Consider the following 16,508-nt stretch of genomic DNA (forward strand, 5'->3'; position numbering starts at 1 on the left):
CGGAGTCTCAGCCCTTCAGGCCCTGCGTGGCGACCCCGTCGACGAGGTAGCGCTGGAACAGGAAGAAGAAGAGCATGACCGGCACCAGGGCCAGCACCGACATGGCGATCATCGCGCCGTAGTCGGAGACGCTGGTCTGGTCCACGAAGAGGCGCAGCGCCAGCGGGAGCGGGTACTTCTCCGGGTCGTTGAGGTAGAGCAGCGGCCCGAGGAAGTCGTTCCAGCTCCAGATGAAGGCGAAGATCGACGTGGTGATGATCGCCGGCCGCATCAGGGGCAGCATGATGCTGATGAAGATGCGGACGTGGCCGCAGCCGTCGATGCGCGCCGCCTCGTCCAGCTCCCGCGGCAGGTTCCGCATGAACTGCACCATGAGGAAGATGAAGAACGCCTCGGCGGCGAGGAACTTGCCGATGAGCAGGGGCACGAACGTGTTGATCAGCCCGAGCTTGTTGAACACGATGTACTGCGGGATGATCAGCACGTGGAACGGCAGCAGGAGCGTTCCGATCATCAGCGCGAACCACAGCTTCCGGCCCGCGAACTCGATGCGGGCGAAGGCGTAGGCGGTCACCGCCGAGGACAGCACCGTCCCGATGACCGAGACGACCGCCAGGAACAGCGAGTTCCGCGCGAACGTCCACGCCGAGATGCCACCGATGCCGGCCAGTGCCGTGCGGTAGTTGTCCAGGCTCGCCTCGGTCGGCAGCAGGGACGGGTCGCCGATGATCTGGTTGGTCGGCTTCAGCGACGACATCACCATCCACAGCAGCGGGTAGAGCACCACCGCCAGGATGACGAGGGACAGGGCGTGCACCATCAGGGAGCGGGCGCGGGCGCCGTCCTGGCGACGAGGAGCCGGCGGGGTGGGGCGCCGCTGGTCCGTGAGGGGTGCGGCGGTCGCGGTCGAGGTCGCGGTGCTCACTTGGTCTCCCCGCTGTAGTGCACCCAGCCCTTGGAGGTGCGGAACATGACCCAGGTGATGAGGCCGATGACCACGGCCAGCACCCACGCCATCGCGGAGGCGTAGCCCATGCGGGCGTCACCGAAACCGCGGATGTACAGGTACAGCGTGTAGAAGAGGGTCGAGCCGGCCGGCCCGCCGGCGCCGCCGGAGATGATGAAGGCCGACGCGAAGACCTGGAAGGCGTTGATCGTCTCCAGCAGCAGGTTGAAGAAGATGACGGGGGAGAGCATCGGGACGGTGATGCTCCAGAAGCGCCGCAGCGCACCCGCCCCGTCCACCGACGCCGCCTCGTACAGCTCGCGCGGCACCTGCTTGAGGCCGGCCAGGAAGATGACCATCGGCGCCCCGAACTGCCAGGTCGCCAGCAGGATCATCATCGGCATGGTCTTGTCCGGGTCGCCGACCCAGCCGCCGGGCTGGAACCCCATCCCGGTCATCCCGAGGTCGACGATGCCGCCGTCGGAGAACAGCGCCTTCCAGACGATCGCGATGGAGACGCTCGCCCCGATGAGGGACGGGGCGTAGAACGCTGAGCGGTAGAACCCCTGCGCCTTCCGGCCGCTGTTGAGCAGCAGGGCCACGGCCAGCGCCGCGGCCAGCTTCACCGGGGTCCCCACGAGCACGTAGATCAGGGTGACCTTGACCGACTGGAGGTAGCGGCTGTCGTTGAAGAGCTTCTCGAAGTTCTCCAGGCCGATCCACTTCGGGTCCCTGAAGAGGTTGTAGTCGGTGAACGCGAGGTACAGCGACGCCAGCATCGGCCCGGCCGTCAGGAGGAGGAACCCGATCAGCCAGGGGGCCAGGAAGAAGTAGCCGGAGCGGGTCTCCGCCCGCCGCGCCCGTCGGTAGTCGACGGGCGCGGGGGCGGAGGCCTCAGCCCGGAGCGGCTGGGCCTGGAGGGTGCTCACTGCTCCAGGGCCGCTTCCGCCTCGGTGAACCACTCCTCGACGGCCTGGTCGACGCTCATGCGGCCGTAGTTGATCTCCTCGCTGAGGCGCAGGAGCTCCTTCTCGAGGGTGCCGAAGCCGGCGGGCAGCGGCGCGGGGCTCTCGTCGAGGTCCTCGGCGATGGCCTTCTCGTACTCCAGGACCTGCGCGTCCGGGCCCTCGGCCGCCACGGCGTCGCGCTGGGCCTTGGACGCGGGGACGCCGCGGGAGGTGCCGAAGATCTCGCCCACCTCGGGGTCGTTCGTCATGAAGTCGACGAACTCGGCCGCGGCCTCGGGGTGCTCCGTGTTGGCGCCGATCGCGTAGAGCATCGACGGCTTGACGAAGAGGCCCTTCTCGCCGTCCGTGGTGGGCGGGGCCAGCATCTCGATCTTGGCGGCGCCGGAGTCCTTCAGGTAGCCGGCGAGGAAGTTGTCCCAGCTCATCTCGGTGGCGGTGAGCTTGGCGCCCATCGCGCTCATGGGCGAGATCTGGGTGATGCGGTCGGCGGGCACGATCGCGCCGGACTGGCGGAGCTCGTCGGTGGACGCCAGCCACTCCTTGAGGTCGGACTTCTCGATGGCGAGCTTGCCGTCCTCGTCGAGGAGCTTCTTGCCCTCCTGGCGCAGCTTCATGTCGAACAGCCAGAGCACCCCGGTGTAGTCGCCGGCGCCCCAGACGTTGCCGCCGCCCTTGGCGCTGGCCTCCTTGATCCAGGCGTTGTACTCGTCCCAGGTCAGGCCCTCCTTCGGCGGCTCGACGCCGAGCTGGGTCACGAGGTCCGGGTTGTAGTACATCGCGAGGGCGTTGGTGCCGATCGGGACGCCGTAGGTGCCGCCGTCGATCTCCCCGGCGGGCAGCAGCGAGTCGTCGATGCCGCTGAGGTCCACGCCGTCCTCGACCTCCTTCAGGTCGAGCAGGGCGCCGCGGTCGGCGTACTGGCGCAGGTACGAGAAGTCGAACTGCATGACGTCGGGCAGGCCGCCGCCGGCGGCCTCGGTGGCCCGCTTCTGCCAGTAGCCCTCGTAGTCGGTGAAGTTCGGCTTGATCTTGATGTCGGGGTGTGCGGCCTCGAACTCGGCGATCGCCTTGGTCATGCGGTCGGCGCGGTCCTGGCTGCCCCACCACGTGTAGTTCAGGGTCACGGGGCCCGCTGCGGCCTTGTCCTCCCCACTGGCGTTGGCGGGGTCGTCGCCACCGCCGCACGCGGTGAGTCCGAACGAGACGGCGCAGAGAGCGGCGGCTGCGGCGAGGAGAGGTCGGTTCTTCATCGTCTGAGCTCCGTTGCTCGTAGGTGGCGACTCGTCCAGGTGCTGGCGAGTACTGGTGGCAAGCGCTTACCGGGACGGTAGGGCGGGCGGGGAAGCGGCGTCAAGCCCTCTCTGAAACGATATTTTCGACGTGTCGCGGTCGAGGGCCCGCGGGGGGTGTGATCGCGCCCCGTGCAGGGGTGACCACGGCCCCGGAGGGGGCCGGTGACGACGGCTCAGAGGGCGAGGACGTCGTCCACGCGGACCGGCAGCCCCGTCTCGAAGGAGCGGTTGGCCGCCAGCCCGGTCAGCAGCGAGCGGGCGCCGTCGAGGTGGGTCGAGGCCTGCCCCAGCGGATCCGGGCCCGCCGGAGCCCCGAAGATGCGGGCCAGCATCCGCTCGTCCCCGCCGCCGTGTGCGGCGCCGCCGGTGTCGGGCAGCTCGAGCACCTCGGGGCGCTCCCAGTGCCGCCGCAGCACCAGGCGGGCCCCGCTGCGCAGCCCCGGCGCGGCCGGCTCGTCCGCCCCGTGCAGCGCCTCGCCGACCACCGTGCCCGCCGAGGCCGGGTCCACGAACGGGTTCTCGACGACGTCGAGCTCCAGGCGCCCGGCGCTGCCGTTGAACGCGACGCGGTAGCCCTCCCAGGGGGAGTAGGCGGTGAGGTGGTAGCTCATGGCGGCCCCGCTGCGGTAGCGGACGGCCACGGTCATGTCGTCCTCGATGGTGACGCCCGGGGCGAAGACGTTGCGGTCGCGGTGGTAGCCGTCCTCGTGCTCCGCGTCGAGGAAGAGGGAGCGCAGGGCCGGGGAGTCGGCCAGCCGCAGTGCGAAGGGGTCGTCGGCGGCCTCGGGTGCGCCGTGGGCGCGTACGTAGTCCCGGGCCAGCCCCCGGCGCCGGCCGTTCTCGTCGCCGTAGAAGAACAGCCGCCCGAAGCCGAAGACCGTCTCGGGGGAGGAGCCGATCCACCAGTTCACGAGGTCGAAGTGGTGGGTCGCCTTGTGCACCATGAGGCCGCCGGAGGCGGCCTTGTCCCGGTGCCAGCGACGGAAGTAGTCGGCGCCGTGGCGGGTGTCGAGCAGCCACTCGAAGTGCACCGAGCCGACCTCGCCGACGGCGCCGGAGGCGATGACCTCGCGCACCTTCGCGTGGGTCGGGTTGTAGCGGTAGTTGAAGGTGACGGTGACCCTGCCGCCGGTCTCGGCCTGGGCGTCGAGGATGCGCCGGCAGCGCGCCGCGTCGACGGTCATGGGCTTCTCCGTCACGACGTCGCAGCCGGCGCGCAGGGCGGCGACCACGTACTCGTCGTGGGTGCTGTCGACGGTCGCGACGACGACCGCGTCGACGCGCTTCTGCGCGAGCATCGTGGCGAAGTCGGCGGCGGCGTAGGTGGGCACCGGGGCGTGGCCGTGCTGCTCGGTGAGCGCCCGGTTGTGGACGTCCATCCGGGTCCGGTTCACGTCGCACAGCGCCACGAGTTCGCAGCGGTCCGCGTGGGTCCGGGCGAGCGCACGGACGTACATCTGGGCACGGCTGCCGAGCCCCACGATCGCGTAGCGCGTGCGGGACGGGGGCGGGGTGGTCACGGCGGGGCTCCTCGGGACGGGGCGGAGGGGTCGTCGGCGCGCGCCACGGGCTCCGCGCGGCCGGGTGCTGGCGTCGCTGCCGCTGCGGGGTCGCTGCTGCGGCGCTGCTCCTGTGCTGCTGCTCCTGGGGGCTCGCCTCAGCGGCGCGGGCGGCGGTGCCGGCTGGAGAGGCGGACCACCAGGTCCGGCTGGAACACCACCTGCTGGTGCTCGTGGGCGGTGCTCGCCCCGGCCTCGGCCAGCAGCAGCTCCGCGGCGGTGCGGCCGAGCAGGTGGCGGGGCTGGCGGACGGAGGTCAGGGGCACGGCGGCGGCGGCCGCGAAGTCGATGTCGTCGTAGCCGACGAGGGCGAGGTCCTGCGGCACCCGCACCCCGCGCGCCGTCGCGTCCTGCAGGACGCCGAGGGCCACGAGGTCGTTGGCGCAGAACGCCGCGGTGGGCCGGCTCCGGGCGGGAAGCTGCGCGATGCGCGCGCCGGCGCGGCGGCCCTCCTCCACGGTGAGCCCCTCGGTCTCCAGCACGGTCAGGGCGGCGGCGTCCTCCTCCAGCTCCGCCACCGCCGCCCGGGCGCCCTCGAGGCGGTCGCGGACCTGCTGCAGGCGGTTGGGGCCGCCGATGAAGGCGATGCGGCGGTGGCCGGCGTCCAGCAGGTGGCGCACCGCGAGGCGGCCGCCGTGCACGTCGTCGACGGCGACCGAGCAGGTCTGCCTGCCCGGGTCCTGGCTGTCCACGAGCACGACCGGGCTGCGGTTGGTCAGCAGCTCGGTGAGGCGCTCGGGGGAGGAGTCCACGGGGGAGAGGAGGATGCCGGTGACGCGCTGCTCGCCCAGCACCTCCAGGTGGCGGCGCTCGCGCTCGACGTCCTCGTGGCTGCTGCACAGCAGCAGCACGAGCCCGGCGGCGTCGGCGGCCTCCTGCGCGCCGCGGGCGACGTCGGTGAAGAAGGGGTTGGCCACGTCGAGGACGACGGCCGCGAGGAAGCGGCTGCGGCCGGCGCGCAGCTGCCTCGCCGACTCGTTCCGCACGAAGCCGAGGTCGTCGATGGCCTGCTGGACCCGCTCGCGGTTGGCGGCGGAGACGGCGTGGGGGCGGTTCAGGACGTTGCTGACCGTCCCCACGGAGACGCCGGCTCGCGCAGCGACCTCCTTGATGCTCACGGCGGGCATCCGCTGATGCTAACGGTGCGCTGATCTCCTCGGGGTGCTTGACGGCCGCGCCGGGCCGCCGTACTTTGAGCAAGGCATGAAACGTTTCACAAAGGAGTGGCGCGATGCGGGGTCATCAGGGGGTGCCGCGATGAGCGGCAGCACGGCGCACCGGGTGGTGTTCACCCTCCAGGTGCGCCCGGATCGGCTGGCGGAGTACCGGGAACGGCACGCCGCCGTGTGGCCGGAGATGCTGCAGGCGCTGCACGACACCGGCTGGCGGGCCTACACCCTCCACCTGCGCGCGGACGGGCTGCTCGTCGGCGTCGTGGAGACCGACGACCTGGCCGCCGCCGTCGCCGCCATGGGGCGCACCGAGGTCAACGCCCGGTGGCAGGCGGAGATGGCGCCGTTCTTCACCGCGATCGACGGCGCCCCCGACGAGGCGATGCGTCCCCTCGACCTCGTCTTCGACCTCGACGCCCAGCTCGCCGCCGTGGGCGGCGGAGCCGCGGGGCACCCCACCGACCAGCTCTCCGACCAGCCCGCAGGAGCCCAGCCATGACCGACGCCGACCGCCGTCAGAACGCCCTGGAGGCACTGCGCTCCTTCGGGATCGAGCTGCCCTCGTGGGCGTTCGGCAACTCCGGCACCCGGTTCAAGGTGTTCGCCCAGCCCGGCGTCCCCCGCGACCCGTTCGAGAAGATCTCCGACGCCGCGCAGGTCCACCGCTACACCGGCGCAGCCCCCCGGGTCTCGCTGCACATCCCCTGGGACCTCGTCGACGACTTCGGCAAGCTCGCCGCGCACGCCGCCGACGAGGGCGTGCGCATCGGCGCCATCAACTCCAACGTCTTCCAGGACGACGACTACAAGCTCGGCTCGCTCACCCACGCCGACCCGAGGGTGCGGGCCAAGGCCGTCGCCCACCACCTGCAGTGCCTCGACGTGATGCGCGCCACCGGCTCCCAGGACCTGAAGATCTGGCTGCCCGACGGGCTGAACTACCCCGGCCAGGACGACATCCGCGGCCGGCAGGACCGCCTCGCCGAGTCCCTGCAGCAGATCTACGCGGCCCTCGACCCCGAGCACCGCATCATCCTCGAGTACAAGATCTTCGAGCCGCACTTCTACACGATGGACATCCCCGACTGGGGGACCTCGCTGCTGCACTGCCTGGCGCTGGGACCGCAGGCGATGGTGGTGCTCGACACCGGCCACCACGCCCCCAGCACGAACATCGAGTTCATCGTCGCCCAGCTCCTGCGCGTCGGCCGCCTCGGCGCGTTCGACTTCAACTCCCGCTTCTACGCCGACGACGACCTCATGGTCGGCAGCGCGGACCCGTTCCAGCTGTTCCGGATCATGTACGAGATCGTGCGGGCGGACGCCCTGCGCCCCGACTCCGGCGTGAACTTCATGCTCGACCAGTGCCACAACATCGAGGAGAAGATCCCCGCGCAGATCCGCTCCGTCACCAACGTGCAGGAGGCCACGGCCAAGGCGCTGCTGGTCGACCGCGACGCCCTGCACGAGGCGCAGCGCCGCGGGGACGTCCTCGGCGCCAACGCCGTCCTCATGGACGCCTACAACACCGACGTCCGGCCCCTGCTGGCCGAGCTGCGCGAGGGCCTCGGGCTGGCGCCCGACCCGCACGCCGCCTACGCCGCCTCCGGCTACGCCCGGCGCATCGCCACCGAGCGCCTGGGCGGCGCCCAGGCCGGCTGGGGCGCCTGAGCGCCCGCCCCCGTGACCACCGCAGCGCAGACCCGCCGACACCCGCACGAGGACGCCACCATGACGACGAACACCACCACCGCGCCGCAGGAGCTCATCGCCCGCAGCAACCGCCTGGGCGCCGACCCCCGCAACACCAACTACGCGGGGGGAAACACCTCCGCCAAGGGCAGCGACCGCGACCCCGTGACCGGCCAGGACGTCGAGCTGCTGTGGGTCAAGGGATCCGGCGGCGACCTCGGCACGCTGACCGGGTCCGGGCTCGCCGTCCTGCGGCTGGACCGGCTGAAGGCGCTCGTCGGCACCTACCCCGGTGTCGAGCGCGAGGACGAGATGGTCGCCGCCTTCGACTTCTGCCTGCACGGACGCGGTGGGGCCGCGCCGTCCATCGACACCGCGATGCACGGCCTCGTGGACGCCGCGCACGTCGACCACCTGCACCCCGACTCCGGCATCGCCCTGGCCACGGCCGCGGACGGCGAGGCGCTGACGAAGGAGTGCTTCGGCGAGCGCGTCGTGTGGGTGCCCTGGCGCCGCCCCGGTTTCCAGCTCGGCCTCGACATCGCCGCCGTGAAGCAGGCGAACCCGCAGGCGATCGGCTGCATCCTCGGCGGCCACGGCATCACCGCGTGGGGCGCCTCCAGCGAGGAGTGCGAGCGGAACTCCCTGGAGATCATCCGCAGCGCGGAGGAGTTCATCGCCGAGCGCACCGCGGCCCTCGCCGCGGCCGGGAGGCACCCCTTCGGCGAGGTCGTCGCCGGCCGGGAGGCCCTGCCGCGGGAGCGGCGCCGGGCGCGGGCGGCGGAGCTGTTCCCCTTCCTGCGCGGCCTCGCCAGCACCGACGCCCCCCAGGTCGGCCACTTCACCGACTCCGACGTGGTGCTCGACTTCCTGGCGCGCGGCGAGCTGGACCGCCTCGCCGAGCTGGGCACCTCCTGCCCCGACCACTTCCTGCGCACCAAGGTGAAGCCGCTCGTCCTCCACCTGCCCGCCGACGCCCCGCTGGCCGAGCTGGAGGAGGAGCTGCGGGAGCTGCACGCCGGCTACCGCGACGACTACGCCGCCTACTACGAGCGGCACGCGGCTCCCGACTCCCCGCCGATGCGCGGTGCCGACCCGGCGATCGTCCTCGTGCCGGGGGTGGGGATGTTCTCCTTCGGCAAGGACAAGCAGACCGCGCGCGTGGCGGGGGAGTTCTACGTCAACGCGATCAACGTCATGCGCGGCGCCGAGGCGATCTCCACCTACGCCCCCATCGAGGAGTCGGAGAAGTTCCGCATCGAGTACTGGGCGCTGGAGGAGGCCAAGCTCCAGCGGATGCCGAAGCCGAAGCCGCTGGCCACCCGGATCGCCCTCGTGACCGGCGCCGCCTCCGGCATCGGGAAGGCCACCGCGCAGCGCCTCGCCGCCGAGGGCGCCTGCGTCGTCATCGCCGACCTGGACCTGGAGAAGGCGCAGGCCGCGGCCGCCGACATCGCGGGGCCCCAGGGCACCGACGTGGCGGTCGGCGTCGCCGCCGACGTCAGCGACGAGGCGGCCGTGGCTGCCGCGCTCGCGGAGGCCGTCCTCGCCTTCGGCGGGGTGGACCTCGTCGTGAACAACGCCGGCCTGTCGATCTCCAAGCCCCTGCTGGAGACCACGGCGAAGGACTGGGACCTGCAGCACGACGTCATGGCGAAGGGCTCCTTCCTCGTCTCCCGCGAGGCGGCCCGCATCATGATCGCCCAGGGGCTGGGCGGCGACATCATCTACATCTCGTCCAAGAACAGCGTCTTCGCCGGGCCGAACAACATCGCCTACTCCGCAGTCAAGGCGGACCAGGCCCACCAGGTCCGCCTGCTGGCCGCCGAGCTGGGCGAGCATCAGATCCGCGTGAACGGCATCAACCCCGACGGCGTCGTGCGCGGCTCGGGCATCTTCGCCGGGGGCTGGGGCGCCAAGCGCGCGGCCGTCTACGGCGTGCCGGAGGAGGAGCTGGGCGCCTACTACGCCCAGCGCACCCTCCTCAAGCGTGAGGTGCTGCCGGAGTCCGTGGCCAACGCCGTCTTCGCCCTGACCGCCGGGGAGCTGGACCGGACCACGGGCCTGCACATCCCCGTCGACTCCGGCGTCGCCGCCGCCTTCCTGCGCTGAGCCGGAGGGCACCATGGCCACCCGCGAGCTGCTCGCCGCGGCCGTCGACCTCGGGGCCTCCTCCGGCCGCGTGGTCCTCGGCCGCGTCGGGCCGGACCGCCTCGACGCCGAGGTCGTCCACCGATTCGCCAACGACCCGTCGCGCCGCGACGGGCACCTGCGCTGGGACCTCGCCGCCCTGGAGGCGGGGATGCTCGACGGCCTCGCCGCCGCGGTCGCCCGCGGCCGCTCGGCCGGCGGCGTCACGAGCGCCGGCGTGGACACCTGGGCCGTGGACTACGGCCTCCTCGACCCGGGCGGCAGGCTGCTGGCCGACCCCGTGCACTACCGCGACGAGCGCACCGCCGGCCTGCGGGAGCGGCTGCGCCCGGTCATCGGCGACGAGGAGTGGTACGGCGTCACCGGGCTGCAGTTCCTGCCGTTCAACACCGCCTACCAGCTCGTGGCCGAGGAGCCGGAGCTGCTGGCGCGCGCCGAGCACCTGCTGATGGTGCCGGACCTGCTCGTGCAGCGGCTGACGGGCGCGGTCGCCGCCGAGCGCACCAACGCCTCCACCACCCAGCTCTACGACGTGCGGGCCGGGCGGTGGTCGGCGCAGCTCATCGACGCGCTCGGTCTGCCCCGCCGGCTCTTCCCGGAGGTCGTCGACCCCGGCAGCGCGGCGGGTGTCCTGCTGCCGGCGGTGCGCGAGCGCACCGGCGACGACGGCCGCCTCACGGTGCACCGGGTCGGCTCCCACGACACGGCCTCGGCTGTGCTGGCCGTGCCCGCCGAGGGGGAGCGCTTCGCCTACATCTCCTGCGGAACGTGGTCGCTGGTGGGCGTGGAGCTCGACGCCCCCGTCCTGACCGCCGACAGCCTCGCCGCCGACTTCACCAACGAGACCGGCGTCGACGGGACCGTGCGCTACCTGCGCAACGTCACGGGGATGTGGCTGCTGGAGGAGTCGCGCCGGCAGTGGCGGCGGGAGGGCGACGCGCCGGAGCTGGGCGAGCTGCTGGCCGCCGCGGCCGCCCAGCCGGCGCGGCGCTCGGTCATCGACGCCGACGACCCCTCCCTCGCCGCACCGGGCGACGTGCCCGGGCGCATCCGCGAGCTGTGCCGGCGCACCGGCCAGGAGGTGCCCGCCACGCCCGCGGCGGTGGTGCGCTGCATCGTGGACAGCCTGGCGCTGGCCCACGCCGAGACGCTGGCCGACGCGGTCCGCCTCTCCGGTCGGGAGGTGGACGTCGTGCACGTGGTCGGCGGCGGTGCCCTCAACGCGCTGCTGATGCAGGCGACCGCGGACGCCTGCGGCCTGCCGGTGCTGGCCGGGCCGGCGGAGGCCACCGCCCTGGGCAACCTGCTCGCCCAGGCGCGCGCGGCCGGCGTGGTCGGCGGCCGCGAGCACGCCCGCGAGCTGCTGCGGCGCACCCAGCGGCTGGTGCGCTACGAGCCGCGGGACACCGCCTCGTGGCGGCCGTTGACGGCGGGGGTGCCCGTCGCGGGGTGACGGGCACCCCCGCCGCGGGGCCGGGCGGGGCACCGCGAGCGGCCTGCGGGCGGGCCCGGGGGCTAGCCTCCCCTCCGAGCCCGCCCGCGGCGTTGCGGGCGGCGACGGAGCCGGGAGGTGCGCGGTGGGCGACGGGATGCGACCGCTGGAGCAGGAGCTCGTGCAGGACTTCCGCCGCAACCTCTCCTACGGGGAGTACCTGCACCTCGACGAGGTGCTGGGGGCGCAGCACCGGGTCAGCCGGCCCCCGCACCACGACGAGATGCTCTTCATCATCCAGCACCAGACCTCCGAGCTGTGGCTCAAGCTGGTGCTCCACGAGCTGCGCTCGGCGCAGGAGTGCCTGGCCGCGGACCGGATGCCGCCCGCGCTGAAGCGCCTCGCCCGCGTCAAGCACATCCAGCGGGTGCTGACGGAGCAGTGGTCCGTCCTGGCCACGCTGACGCCGAGCGAGTACTCCGAGTTCCGCGGCTGGCTGGGCACCTCCTCGGGCTTCCAGTCCTACCAGTACCGGGCCGTGGAGTTCGTCCTCGGCAACAAGGACGCGGCGATGCTGCGCTTCTTCGACCACGACCCGGCGGCGCGGGCCCTGCTCGAGGAGGTGCTGGCCGCCCCCAGCCTCTACGACGAGTTCCTGCGCCACCTGGCCCGCCACGGCCACGACGTCCCCGCCTCCGTGCTGGAGCGCGACGTCACGCGCGCCCACGTCTTCGACGAGGCCCTCCTGCCGGTGTTCCGGCGCATCTACGAAGCCCCGGGGGAGCACTGGGCGGCGTACGAGGCGTGCGAGGAGCTGGTGGACCTGGAGGACGACTTCCAGCTCTGGCGCTTCCGCCACCTCAAGACCGTCCAGCGCACCATCGGCGTCAAGCGGGGCACGGGCGGCTCCTCCGGGGCCGGGTTCCTGCGGGCGGCGCTGGACCAGACCTTCTTCCCGGAGCTCTACGCGGTGCGGACCGAGATCGGCTCCTGAGCCCGGCCCGCGGGGGCGGGGCCGCGCGCGGCCGGCGGGGGGTCCGCGCACGGCCCGGGAGGAGGCCTGGAGCCGGGCCGAGGGGTACGCCCACAGCGAACAGGGAGCCGGAACAGTGCTCGGACCGGCCCCGTTGACACGACAGGAGGGGTCGCGAGGCCTCGCTCCGGCTGCGCGATGGGGCGGTGCGGGGTGAAGCTGTCAGAGCCCAGGTCTAGCATCGGAGTGGTCCGCTGGGGAGTGCCCCTGGACCCGACCACCCGCGAGGAGCGCCGCATGTTCGAGAGGTTCACCGACCGCGCCCGACGGGTCGTCGTCCTGGCCCAAGAAGAAGCCAGGATGCTCAACCACAACTACATCGGGACCGAGCACATCCTGCTCGGGCTGATCCACGAGGGCGAGGGCGTCGCCGCGAAGGCGCTCGAGTCCCTGGGCATCTCGCTGGACGCCGTGCGCGAGCAGGTCCAGGAGATCATCGGCCAGGGTCAGCAGGCCCCGTCCGGGCACATCCCCTTCACGCCGCGGGCGAAGAAGGTGCTGGAGCTGTCGCTGCGCGAGGCGCTGCAGCTCGGCCACAACTACATCGGGACCGAGCACATCCTGCTCGGGCTCATCCGCGAGGGCGAGGGCGTCGCCGCCCAGGTCCTCGTCAAGCTCGGCGCGGACCTCAACCGCGTCCGCCAGCAGGTCATCCAGCTCCTGTCCGGCTACCAGGGCAAGGAGCCCGCGACCTCCGGCGGACCGCAGGAGGGCACCCCCTCGGGCTCGCTCGTCCTCGACCAGTTCGGCCGCAACCTGACGCAGGCCGCACGCGAGGGCAAGCTCGACCCGGTCATCGGCCGCGAGACGCAGATCGAGCGCGTCATGCAGGTGCTGTCCCGCCGCACGAAGAACAACCCGATCCTCATCGGGGAGCCCGGCGTCGGGAAGACCGCGGTCGTCGAGGGCCTCGCGCAGGGCATCGTGCGCGGGGAGGTCCCCGAGACCCTCAAGGACAAGCAGATCTACACCCTCGACCTCGGCGCGCTCGTCGCCGGCAGCCGCTACCGCGGTGACTTCGAGGAGCGGCTGAAGAAGGTCCTCAAGGAGATCCGCACCCGCGGCGACATCATCCTGTTCATCGACGAGATCCACACCCTCGTCGGTGCCGGGGCCGCCGAGGGCGCGATCGACGCGGCCAGCATCCTCAAGCCGATGCTGGCCCGCGGTGAACTGCAGACCATCGGGGCGACCACCCTCGACGAGTTCCGCAAGCACATCGAGAAGGACCCCGCGCTGGAGCGCCGCTTCCAGCCCATCCAGGTCCCCGAGCCGAGCCTCGCGCACGCCATCGAGATCCTGAAGGGTCTGCGCGACCGCTACGAGGCGCACCACCGCGTCTCCATCACGGACTCCGCCCTCGTCGCCGCCGCGACGCTGGCCGACCGCTACGTCAACGACCGGTACCTGCCGGACAAGGCGATCGACCTCATCGACGAGGCCGGCGCCCGGCTGCGCATCCGCCGCATGACCGCGCCGCCGGACCTGCGCGAGTTCGACGACCGCATCGCCGACGTGCGCCGCGAGAAGGAGTCCGCGATCGACGCGCAGGACTTCGAGAAGGCGGCCGCGCTGCGCGACACCGAGAAGAAGCTGCTGGTCCAGCGCAGCGAGCGCGAGAAGCAGTGGAAGTCCGGTGACATGGACGTCGTCGCCGAGGTGGACGAGGACCTGATCGCGGAGGTCCTGGCCACGGCCACGGGCATCCCGGTGTTCAAGCTGACCGAGGAGGAGTCCTCGCGCCTGCTGAACATGGAGGACGAGCTCCACCGTCGCATCGTCGGGCAGTCGGACGCGGTGAAGGCCCTCTCCCAGGCCATCCGCCGCACCCGCGCCGGGCTGAAGGACCCCAAGCGCCCCGGCGGCTCGTTCATCTTCGCCGGCCCCACCGGCGTCGGGAAGACCGAGCTGGCCAAGGCGCTGGCGGAGTTCCTCTTCGGCGAGGAGGACGCCCTCATCCAGCTCGACATGTCGGAGTTCTCGGAGAAGCACACCGTCTCGCGGCTGTTCGGCTCCCCGCCCGGCTACGTCGGCTACGAGGAGGGCGGCCAGCTCACCGAGAAGGTGCGACGCAAGCCGTTCTCCGTGGTCCTCTTCGACGAGGTGGAGAAGGCGCACCCGGACATCTTCAACTCGCTGCTGCAAATCCTCGAGGACGGCCGTCTCACGGACAGCCAGGGTCGATCGGTGGACTTCAAGAACACCGTGATCATCATGACGACCAACCTCGGCACGCGGGACATCTCCAAGGGCGTCTCGACGGGCTTCATGCCCACCGGGAACGCCCAACTGACGAACTACGACCGGATGAAGTCCAAGGTCAACGAAGAGCTCAAGCAGCACTTCCGGCCCGAGTTCCTCAACCGCGTCGACGACATCGTCGTGTTCCCGCAGCTGTCCCAGGACGAGATCATCCAGATCGTGGACCTCATGCTCGCCCGGCTGGACGACCGCCTGAAGGACAAGGACATGGGCATCGAGCTCACCAAGGCGGCCAAGGTCGAGCTGGCCACCAAGGGCTACGACCCGGTCATGGGTGCGCGCCCGCTGCGCCGGACCCTGCAGCGCGACGTCGAGGACGTCCTCTCGGAGAAGATCCTCTACGGCCACCTGCGCCCCGGTCAGATCGTCCTCGTGGACGTCAAGGAGGAGGACGGCCGCAAGACGTTCACCTTCGAGGGCGCCGAGAAGACCGACCTGCCGGTCACGGTGCCGCTGGACGCCGCAGGCGCCGGCGACGCCGAGTGACACGACCGCCCGGCGGCTGAGCCGCTGAGCGCGAGAGGGCCGGACCCCACCCGGGGTCCGGCCCTCTGCCACGTCCGGCCCCGCCCCTGGCCCCACCCAGCCCCGGCCCGCCCCCGGCCCCTTCGCCCGGCCCCGTCCCCGGAAAGGGTCCTTTCCGTGCTCGGGGAGGCGGGCTCGTCCCCGGAAAGGGTCCTTTCCGTGCTCGGGGAGGCGGGGGGCGACCCTGGAGGGGGTCCTCGCCGCAGGGGGAGGGGGTGCCGCCCGGGGCCGAGGTGGGACCATCGTGCGATGCCCGACGCCCGACCGGACCAGCACGCGCCCGACGCGGCCGCAGCGGGCGAGCACACGCCCGGCTCCGGCGCCGCGGCAGGTGACGTCGTCGTGCGGCGGGCCCGCACCCGCGACGTGCCCGCGATCCGGAGCCTCGTCGAGACCTACGCACACCAGCGCATCCTCCTCGCCAAGGAGGTGATCACCCTCTACGAGGCGGTGCAGGAGTTCGTGGTCGCCGAGATCGACGGCCGGGTCGTCGGCTGCGGCGCCCTGCACGTCCTCTGGGAGGACCTCGGCGAGGTGCGCACCCTCGCCGTCTCCCCCGACGTCCGCGGCAGGGGAGTCGGGCACGCCGTGCTGAACGCCCTGCTCGAACGCGCGGACGACCTCGGCCTCGACCGGCTGTTCTGCCTCACCTTCGAGACCGCCTTCTTCGCCGCCCACGGCTTCTCCGAGATCGAGGGCACGCCCGTCTCGCCCGACGTCTACGCCGAGATGCTGCGCTCCCACGACGAGGGCGTCGCGGAGTTCCTGGACCTGGCGCGCGTGAAGCCCAACACCCTCGGCAACACCAGGATGCTGCGGGTCCGGCCCGCGGCTGCGAGTGAGAGGACACCGTCATCAACAGCAGCGGCACCCCCGGCAGCCCCACCCCCGGCGACGGCCCCCCCGGCGAGGTGAGCACCGTCACCGTCGTCGTCATGGGCGTCTCCGGCTCCGGCAAGACGACCGTCGCACAGGGTCTGGCCCAGCACCTGGGCTGGGTCTACGCCGAGGGCGACGACTTCCACTCCGAGGCCAACGTGGCCAAGATGGCGTCCGGCCAGCCGCTCGACGACGACGACCGCCGGCCCTGGCTGCGCTCGATCGCGGAGTGGATCGCCCGCCAGGAGGAGGCCGGCGTCAACGCCGTGGTCACCTGCTCCGCCCTGCGGCGCGGCTACCGCGATCTCCTGCGTCAGGGCAACCCCTCGGTGCGCTTCTGCGAGCTGGAGGTGCCGGAGCAGGTGATCGCCGCCCGCCTTGCCCAGCGCACGGGCCACTACATGCCCGCGACGCTGCTGCGCAGCCAGCTCGACGCGCTGCAGCCGCTGCAGGAGGACGAGCCCGGCTTCACCGTGCCGGTGCAGGGCAGCCCGGACGAGGTGCTGCGCCACGTGATCGCCCACGTCGAGCGGACCGCGCCGCACGCCGGCTGACCCGTCCCCGGGGCGGGCGACGGCGGAGTGCCGCGGGGCGTCC

At 72.3% G+C, this 16,508-nt stretch carries 12 protein-coding genes and 1 pseudogene; 8 read left to right on the forward strand and 5 right to left on the reverse strand.

Translation table 11 applies throughout. The features are described from left to right. Positions 1–7 precede the first annotated feature (7 nt). From CLV92_RS14345 to CLV92_RS14365, 5 genes are all read right to left on the reverse strand, one after another. Positions 8–925 (reverse strand): carbohydrate ABC transporter permease, encoded by a 918-nt coding sequence (locus CLV92_RS14345; protein ID WP_211291134.1) that lies wholly within the window; start codon positions 923–925, stop codon positions 8–10. Beyond that, the gene (locus CLV92_RS14350; protein WP_104433736.1) at positions 922–1,875 is read right to left on the reverse strand and encodes a carbohydrate ABC transporter permease; all 954 of its coding nucleotides are present in this window, start codon (positions 1,873–1,875) and stop codon (positions 922–924) included. Before CLV92_RS14350 ends, CLV92_RS14345 begins: the two co-directional genes overlap by 4 nt. Then, positions 1,872–3,164, reverse strand: a complete 1,293-nt coding sequence (locus tag CLV92_RS14355; RefSeq protein ID WP_104433738.1) for an ABC transporter substrate-binding protein — start codon at positions 3,162–3,164, stop codon at positions 1,872–1,874. The genes CLV92_RS14350 and CLV92_RS14355 overlap by 4 nt, the downstream gene beginning before the upstream one ends. 215 nt (positions 3,165–3,379) lie before the next feature. Continuing rightward, positions 3,380–4,726, reverse strand: a complete 1,347-nt coding sequence (locus CLV92_RS14360; RefSeq protein ID WP_104433740.1) for a Gfo/Idh/MocA family oxidoreductase — start codon at positions 4,724–4,726, stop codon at positions 3,380–3,382. Between the two features lie 137 nt (positions 4,727–4,863). Beyond that, complete coding sequence (locus CLV92_RS14365; RefSeq protein WP_104433742.1) at positions 4,864–5,892, reverse strand: LacI family DNA-binding transcriptional regulator; 1,029 nt, start codon at positions 5,890–5,892, stop codon at positions 4,864–4,866. Positions 5,893–6,022: 130 nt separating this feature from the next. Between CLV92_RS14365 and CLV92_RS14370 the strand changes: the two are divergent. The 8 genes and pseudogenes from CLV92_RS14370 to CLV92_RS14405 all read left to right on the forward strand — a co-directional run. Continuing rightward, a pseudogene (locus CLV92_RS14370) lies at positions 6,023–6,352 on the forward strand (L-rhamnose mutarotase); the annotation flags it as partial. Between the two features lie 80 nt (positions 6,353–6,432). After that, entirely contained in the window at positions 6,433–7,608 is a 1,176-nt protein-coding gene (rhaI, locus tag CLV92_RS14375; RefSeq protein WP_104433746.1) for an L-rhamnose isomerase, read from the forward strand. A gap of 60 nt (positions 7,609–7,668) precedes the next feature. Continuing rightward, positions 7,669–9,741, forward strand: coding sequence for a bifunctional aldolase/short-chain dehydrogenase (locus CLV92_RS14380; protein WP_104433748.1), 2,073 nt, complete (start codon positions 7,669–7,671; stop codon positions 9,739–9,741). Between the two features lie 13 nt (positions 9,742–9,754). After that, positions 9,755–11,233, forward strand: a complete 1,479-nt coding sequence (locus CLV92_RS14385) for a rhamnulokinase (protein ID WP_104433750.1) — start codon at positions 9,755–9,757, stop codon at positions 11,231–11,233. 136 nt (positions 11,234–11,369) lie between these two features. Continuing rightward, on the forward strand, positions 11,370–12,206 hold the full coding sequence (gene kynA / locus CLV92_RS14390) for a tryptophan 2,3-dioxygenase (protein ID WP_104433872.1): 837 nt from the start codon (positions 11,370–11,372) through the stop codon (positions 12,204–12,206). Positions 12,207–12,482: 276 nt separating this feature from the next. Further along, positions 12,483–14,993: an ATP-dependent Clp protease ATP-binding subunit gene (locus CLV92_RS14395; protein ID WP_104433874.1), complete on the forward strand. Its 2,511-nt coding sequence runs from the start codon at positions 12,483–12,485 to the stop codon at positions 14,991–14,993. A gap of 288 nt (positions 14,994–15,281) precedes the next feature. Continuing rightward, on the forward strand, positions 15,282–15,947 hold the full coding sequence (locus tag CLV92_RS14400) for an amino-acid N-acetyltransferase (protein WP_104433752.1): 666 nt from the start codon (positions 15,282–15,284) through the stop codon (positions 15,945–15,947). Beyond that, positions 15,944–16,465 carry a gluconokinase gene (locus CLV92_RS14405; RefSeq protein ID WP_245886821.1) on the forward strand — a complete coding sequence of 174 codons (522 nt, stop codon included), beginning with the start codon at positions 15,944–15,946 and terminating at the stop codon, positions 16,463–16,465. Before CLV92_RS14400 ends, CLV92_RS14405 begins: the two co-directional genes overlap by 4 nt. Positions 16,466–16,508: the final 43 nt, after the last annotated feature.

The sequence above is a fragment of the Kineococcus xinjiangensis genome, assembly GCF_002934625.1.
Lineage (GTDB): Bacteria > Actinomycetota > Actinomycetes > Actinomycetales > Kineococcaceae > Kineococcus_A > Kineococcus_A xinjiangensis.